A 6034-nucleotide genomic window follows, 5' to 3' on the forward strand; every position below is an offset into this window, starting at 1 on the left:
CTACAACATCCTACTGCGTAGCGCACCGACTTCAAATTGTAGAAAGCCCGACTAAAAATAGTCGGGCTTTTTTACGTCTGCAGAAAAGTGAAATGCGCGCAATTAACACACATTCACATCAACACCATCACGTAGGTCGGGTGAGCTTAGCGACTCCTGAAGTTAATTTAATCTTTTTTATTTTTTATAAAAGCTAATTACTCTCATTTCCTTAGATAACAAATTTAATTTTGCTTTGTTACTGTCTTTGATTTAGGATCAAATCAGTTTAAAACCAAGAACTAACAGCCTGTGTATAGATTATTAATTAGCGCCATATCCATTTTATTTTGTTTTTCTGTGTCGGCAGTTGAAGTAACTGATCTATATCAAGATATTTTAAAAGTGGATGACAAAACACGAGATACTCGATTAGCTGCGAGTCGTAAAGCTTTGCTTAATGTTTTAGTGAAAGTAAGCGGTGATGAAACTGCGGATCAAAATAAATTAGCGCAGCAACGTACTAAAGATATTTCTGATTATATGCTTAAGTTTGAATATGACGAGAGAGCAAATGGACAATTGAAACTCGTTGTTAAATTTGAAGCTCGAAAGATCAACGCGCTAATCAAAGAGTTAAACTTACCTTTATGGGGAGTACAACGTCCATTAGTCGCAATATGGTTAGGTATTGAAGACAATTGGCGCAGAGAATTGGTAACACAAGAAAGTTACCCGCAGTTAGAGCAGTTAATTTATGACAAAGCAGGGCGTCGTGGTTTACCTGTCGTTGTTCCATTACTTGATTTACAAGATCGACGTCTAGTAGGTATTCCTGAGGTGTGGGGTAACTTTTCAGAACCAGTAGAAGAGGCCTCTAGACGCTACAGCGCTGAGCGAAGTATTACAGCTAGAATGTATAAAGAAGCAGATAGCGAAAATTGGATTTTAGATTGGCGTTTTACTAATGATGATCAATTTGATTCAAATCGATTAACTGGTGATAAACAGCAAATAGTGAGCCAGATGATTGATACCTTAGCGCGAGGCCTTGCAAGCGAGTATGCAATTGATCCAAATGCTTATTATGAACAAGCAACTGCTACGCTCACGCTAAAGGGTACACAAAGTTTTGTTGATATAGAATTAGCGAAACGAAGATTATTGAGCCTGAGTGTTGTTACGCAAGTCAAAATTGTTCGTAAAACACCGGAATTTGTTGAATTTAAACTAAACCATACTGGTAACTTGAGTGATCTTAAAAAAGGGTTAGGGCTAGACTCTTCATTTAAAGATTATGAGGATCCACGCGCATTTTATCATGTTGTTGATAAAAATAGCTTAGAGTATCAATGGGTAACACCATAATGCTAATGTCTGAGCCGATGCAAATGGCACTACCGGTTACTTTACCGGATGACGAAACATTTGCATCGTATTTTGGGGGAGAAGACTCTTTGGAGGTTAATCATCTAAAAGATAGCTTTTCCAAATTAGCAAAAACGTTTCAGTATACATACCTATGTGGTTTAGGTGATTCGGGCAAGTCTCATCTTTTATATGCAACCTGCATAAAAGCACAAGAGCGTGGCTTATCTAATATGCTACTGTCTATGCGCGAAGTAATTGATTTTGGACCTATGGTATTAGACGGTTTAGAAGCGCTTGATGTTCTATGTATTGATGATGTGCATTTAGTTGCAGGGAATGATGCGTGGGAAAAAGCACTATTTAACTTTTTTAACCGGTTTAACGAACCCGGTAAAATGCTAGTAGTAACTGCTGATTTACTTCCGAGCATGCTCAATATATCTCTGCCTGATTTAGAGTCTCGTTTAACGTGGGGAACAACCTTTCAAATTCGTTCTATGAGTGATGACGATAAAGCACAAGCACTTGTTAAGCGCACTCACATGCGCGGCCTTGAATTAAGTGATGAGTGTGCACGCTTTTTATTAACCCGTTTAAGCCGTGATATGCGAGCTTTATTAGATGTACTCGACAAATTAGATCATGCATCTATGGCTGCACAGCGAAAATTAACTATTCCTTTTATAAAATCAACGTTAAAGCTGTAGTAGGTCTAGAATCTAGACCCTGCTTTCAGTTATCATAAGCTATTATCAGAGCGTGTTTACCTTTCCTGATTGGAATTTGTTTAATTTAAGAGTGCTTTAATCGCGTCGTGAGGACATTAGCATAGTTTTTATATGCGAAACCCGAACAACAAAGAACGTAGCCTCCGAGATAAACACTTCAAACTGCATGTGTTTGGTCTTTATTTAGCGTTATTGCATCACTTATGTAGGAAACTACAGTCCAATGCTTAACCTTATTTAATAACCAACCACACTGTTGTAAAGCAATCTTGAAAGGCCAACACGCTCTTAAGCAATCACCTTCTGTGAAAGATCAGGTATCGAATGAACTTAGAAAACATATTAGCGCAAGCACTTGAGGCGGTAGCCAGTGCCAGTGAAATAGCGCAGTTAGAAGATATCAGGGTTAATTACCTTGGTAAAAAAGGCGAAATCACTAGCTTACTTAAAACGTTAGGTAAAATAGCACCTGAAGAACGTAAAGAAGCAGGCCAAGTTATAAACCAAGCTAAACAGGATGTGCAAGCTGCTATTAACGAAAAGCGTGAATTGCTTGCAAGTAAAGCACTTGAAGAAAAGCTAGCTGCTGAAACTATAGATGTAACCCTGCCAGGACGTGTTATGCCTACCGGCGGTTTACACCCAGTTACGCGCACTATTGAGCGTATAGAAAGCTTTTTTGGTGAGTTAGGTTTTGAAGTTAAATCTGGTCCAGAAATCGAAGACGATTTTCATAACTTTGATGCGCTAAATATCCCTGAGCACCATCCAGCACGTGCTGATCACGATACCTTTTATTTCAATCCTAAATTAGTACTACGCACACAAACTAGTGGCGTGCAAATTCGTACTATGGAAACTGAGCAGCCACCACTGCGCATTATTTCACCTGGACGTGTATACCGTAACGATTACGACCAAACACATACACCAATGTTCCACCAGGTTGAAGGTTTAATGGTTGATACCGATGTTAGCTTTACGGAGTTAAAAGGTATTTTGCATGATTTTTTACGTAACTTCTTTGAAGAGGATATGGAAATTCGTTTCCGTCCTTCATTCTTCCCATTTACAGAACCTTCAGCTGAAGTAGATGTTATGGGTAAAGACGGTAAGTGGTTAGAAGTACTAGGCTGCGGCATGGTACATCCCAATGTACTTAAGTCTGTGGGCATTGACCCAGAAAAATACACCGGCTTTGCCTTTGGCATGGGTGTAGAGCGTTTAACAATGTTGCGCTATGGCGTAAACGATTTGCGTGCATTTTTCGAAAATGACTTAAAATTCCTGAACCAGTTCCGTTAAGAGTGAAACAATAAAATGAAATTTAGTGAAAAGTGGTTAAGAGAGTGGGTTAATCCTGCTATTGATACGCAAGCTCTTTCGGAACAGCTTTCAATGGCTGGTCTAGAAGTTGATGGTGTTGAGCCTGCTGCTGCCAAATTTAATGGCGTAGTTGTTGGTGAAGTTGTTGAATGTGGTCAACACCCTGATGCAGATAAACTTCGTGTTACCAAAATTAACGTAGGTGGCGATGAGCTACTTGATATCGTGTGTGGTGCACCAAATTGTCGTTTAGGTATTAAAGTTGCTGTTGCAACTGTGGGCGCTGTACTTCCTGGTGACTTTAAAATTAAAAAAGCCAAACTACGCGGCCAACCTTCAAACGGAATGCTATGTGCTTTTGTTGAGCTAGGTATTAGCGAAGAAGGCGACGGCATTATGGAATTGCCAAGCGATGCACCAGTAGGCACTGATTTACGTGACTACCTAGGTCTTGATGACAATATTATAGATGTTGACTTAACACCAAATCGTGGTGATTGTTTAGGTATTAAAGGCCTTGCTCGTGAAGTAGGTGTTTTAAATAGCATTGACGTAAATGTATTAGATATCCCAGCGGTTACGCCAACAATTGATGACAAAGTATCAATTGAGCTAGTTAACGAAGATGCATGTCCTCGTTACCTTGGCCGTGTGATAAAGGGCATTAACCTTGATGCTGAAACACCACTTTGGATGGTTGAAAAATTACGTCGTAGTGGCGTACGTTCTATCGATCCTGTAGTTGATGTTACTAACTATGTATTACTTGAACTTGGTCACCCAATGCACGCGTTTGATTTAAATGCGATTGAAGGTGGTATTAAAGTTCGTAGTGCAAACACAGGCGAAGAACTTGTTTTATTAGACGGTAATACCGCTAAATTAAACGACACAACACTTGTGATAGCCGATCATAATAAAGCACTTGCAATTGCGGGTATTTTTGGTGGGGAGCAATCAGGTGTTACAGATAAAACATCTGATATATTACTTGAAAGCGCATTTTTTAATCCTGTAGCAATTGCAGGACAAGCACGTAGCTACGGTTTACACACTGATGCTTCACACCGTTATGAGCGCGGTGTTGATTTTGCTCTACAACACGATGCAATGGAACGTGCAACAGCACTTCTTCTTGAAATTGTGGGTGGTCAAGCAGGTCCAGTAGTTGAAGCTGTTGCGGCTGATAAACTACCAAAAGTGACTGAAGTACGTCTTCGTCGTGCACGTTTAGACCGTGTTATTGGTCATCATATTGAAGATGCTAAAGTAACAGATATTCTTACGCGTTTAGGTCTTGATGTTAAAGTAGAAAATGAAAGCTGGAGTGCGGACGTACCAAGCTACCGTTTTGATATTCGCATCGAAGAAGATTTAATTGAAGAAGTAGCACGTGTTTACGGTTACAACAGCATTCCAAATGTTGCACCAACTGCAAAACTTAAAATGACGACACATAACGAAGCAACTATTGCGCTTAGCAAGTTCCGCAATACGTTAGTGACTCGTGGTTACCAAGAAGCAATTACGTACAGCTTTGTAGACCCTAAAGCACAAGCTATTTTACACCCAGAGTGTAAAGCAATGGTATTACCGCATCCTATTTCAATTGAAATGTCAGCAATGCGTGTAAGTTTAATGCCGGGTTTATTAGCGTCTGTAGCGTATAACCAAAATCGCCAACAGCCTCGTATTCGTTTATTCGAACATGGTCTTAAATTTATAAGCGACGATAGTGCAGAAAATGGTGTTTACCAAGTACCGGTTATTGGTGGTGTTATTACGGGTCTTGTAAATGGTGAACATTGGGTTGAAGAAAAACGCAATGTTGATTTTTACGATTTAAAAGGTGATGTTGAAGCCTTACTTGCAATTACCAATGACATTACTCGCTTTGAAATTAAAGCCGAGCAGTCAGATGGACTTCACCCTGGTCAATCAGCAGTAATATATGTTGATGGTAAAAAGGTTGGTTTTTTTGGTGCTTTACATCCTCAAGCTCAAAAGTCGTTAGATATCAACAACGCAACTTTTGTTTTTGAAATTGAAATGTCAGCAATAGAAAAAAGAAATTTACCGCAAGCCGAAGGGGTGTCTAAATTCCCTTCAAATCGCCGCGACATCGCGATTTTAGTGGCAGACAGCGTTAAATCTGGCGACATTTTAAGCGTGATCGAAAAAGTTGGCGGAAATCAATTGGTTGACCTAAACTTATTCGATGTGTATAAGGGCAAAGGTATTGAGCCAAATTATAAGAGTTTGGCGATTGCTCTAACACTGCAAGCGGTTGATAGAACACTCGAAGAGAAAGATATCAATCTAGTAGTTGATAACGTGGTGGCCGAATTGGCCGAACAGTTTAATGCATCGTTGAGGGACTAGATATGGCGCTTACTAAAGCCGACATAGCTGAACACCTATTTGAAAAGCTCGGGATCAATAAAAAAGATGCCAAAGATTTAGTTGAAGCGTTTTTTGAAGAAATCCGCTCAGCGCTAGAAAAAGGCGAGCAGGTTAAGCTCTCTGGATTTGGTAACTTTGATCTTCGAGACAAAAAAGAAAGACCAGGCCGCAACCCGAAAACAGGCGAAGATATTCCTATTTCGGCACGTCGCGTGGTGACTTTTCGA

At 39.9% G+C, this 6034-nt stretch carries 6 protein-coding genes; all 6 read left to right on the forward strand.

Annotation, left to right across the window (positions count from 1 at the left end):
• Positions 1–197 (forward strand): hypothetical protein (locus H5072_RS20885; RefSeq protein ID WP_220488577.1); only part of this gene is annotated, 197 nt, incomplete at its 5' end.
• 94 nt (positions 198–291) lie between these two features.
• Positions 292–1347, forward strand: a complete 1056-nt coding sequence (locus H5072_RS09880; RefSeq protein WP_024596168.1) for a DUF2066 domain-containing protein — start codon at positions 292–294, stop codon at positions 1345–1347.
• Positions 1347–2057, forward strand: a complete 711-nt coding sequence (gene hda / locus H5072_RS09885; RefSeq protein WP_182693429.1) for a DnaA regulatory inactivator Hda — start codon at positions 1347–1349, stop codon at positions 2055–2057. Before H5072_RS09880 ends, hda begins: the two co-directional genes overlap by 1 nt.
• 345 nt (positions 2058–2402) lie before the next feature.
• Positions 2403–3383 (forward strand): phenylalanine--tRNA ligase subunit alpha, encoded by a 981-nt coding sequence (gene pheS / locus H5072_RS09890; RefSeq protein ID WP_002960692.1) that lies wholly within the window; start codon positions 2403–2405, stop codon positions 3381–3383.
• 15 nt (positions 3384–3398) lie between these two features.
• The gene (gene pheT, locus H5072_RS09895; protein WP_182693427.1) at positions 3399–5786 is read left to right on the forward strand and encodes a phenylalanine--tRNA ligase subunit beta; all 2388 of its coding nucleotides are present in this window, start codon (positions 3399–3401) and stop codon (positions 5784–5786) included.
• Between the two features lie 2 nt (positions 5787–5788).
• Positions 5789–6034 (forward strand): integration host factor subunit alpha (locus H5072_RS09900; RefSeq protein WP_182693428.1); only part of this gene is annotated, 246 nt, incomplete at its 3' end.

The sequence above is a fragment of the Pseudoalteromonas sp. SR45-5 genome (assembly GCF_014163565.1).
GTDB lineage: Bacteria > Pseudomonadota > Gammaproteobacteria > Enterobacterales > Alteromonadaceae > Pseudoalteromonas > Pseudoalteromonas distincta.

Bases quoted from the DNA above. Each gene is read 5' to 3' on its own strand.
- pheT (WP_182693427.1), top strand. From the start codon at position 3,399: ATGAAATTTAGTGAAAAGTGGTTAAGAGAGTGGGTTAATCCTGCTATT.
- pheS (WP_002960692.1), top strand. From the start codon at position 2,403: ATGAACTTAGAAAACATATTAGCGCAAGCACTTGAGGCGGTAGCCAGT.
- hda (WP_182693429.1), top strand. From the start codon at position 1,347: ATGCTAATGTCTGAGCCGATGCAAATGGCACTACCGGTTACTTTACCG.